Annotated in this window: 1 protein-coding gene; it reads right to left on the bottom strand. The window is 35.3% G+C overall.

Translation table 11 applies throughout. The annotated features are described in order from the left end of the window. Positions 1-114: 114 nt before the first annotated feature. Positions 115-987 (bottom strand): DMT family transporter (locus tag BAZO_RS20990; RefSeq protein ID WP_003333500.1); only part of this gene is annotated, 873 nt, incomplete at its 5' end.

The following is a 987-nucleotide window of genomic DNA, read 5'->3' as shown; positions in this document are numbered from 1 at the left end:
TAAATAATCAACTAGCAATTCGGGTTCTTCCATAAAAATTCTCTCCTAATAAAAACATTATATTAGAATTTTCTAATAAAATAGTTTTAAAAAAAAGAAACCTCAGGGTTTCTTTTAAGCTTGTTCCGATTTTGATAAAAGAATAACAGACACGATGACCATAACAATCCCTAGTAATTCGAGTGGGGTTAACTTCAAGCCAAATAATGGAATACTTAAAAAAACAGAAGTCAATGGTTTAGTAGCTGTTGCAACAGAAACAACAAGCGGTGAAATCAATTGAAAGGCCCTTAAAAGCAACAAATAAGCCAGTGCTGTTCCAACAATAGAGATTGTTAAAACATAAAAAATTGACAACGGTTCAATTCGAAAATCAATACGCCAAACTGGATAGAAGATATTACAGGCAATCCCCGCAAGCATCATTCCCCACCCGGTCATATTAAGTGCGCCATATTTATCCAATAATGGCCGAGGGATGATTGAGTAAATAACAACAGCTACAGCAGCGATAAGCCCTGTTACAAGGGCTAGGGGACTGATTGATAAATGTTTGATATTTCCGTCCGTAATCAACAAAAAAACACCTATCATTGCTAAAATGACGAATAAGACCGATTTGGGTTTTGGTACTTGACGTTGAAAAATGAGTAAATAAAGCATAATAAAAACGGGTGCTGTATATTGTAAAATTGTCGCTGTAGCACTATTTGAAAGTTGAATGGCCACATAATAAAAATATTGAACAGAAAATACCCCACCAAAAACATACAAAAAGAGGGTTGGCATATTCTTTTTTGATTTCCAGACATCAAAAAAACGCTTATGGTCTCGCGAAAAAGACATGGCCAATAAAATAATACCAGCAATCGTTAAACGTGTTGATGTAATCCAAAGCGGGCTACCATGATAATCACGGAAAAAAAGCTGACCAAAAATGCCAGAAATTCCAAACATACAACCGGCAACTACTGCATAGAGTGTTTT

The organism is Schinkia azotoformans LMG 9581 (assembly GCF_000307855.1).
Taxonomy (GTDB): Bacteria; Bacillota; Bacilli; order Bacillales; family Bacillaceae_J; genus Schinkia; species Schinkia azotoformans.
Note: the sequence above shows the minus strand (reverse complement) of the source record. Positions and strands in the feature narration are given on the sequence as shown.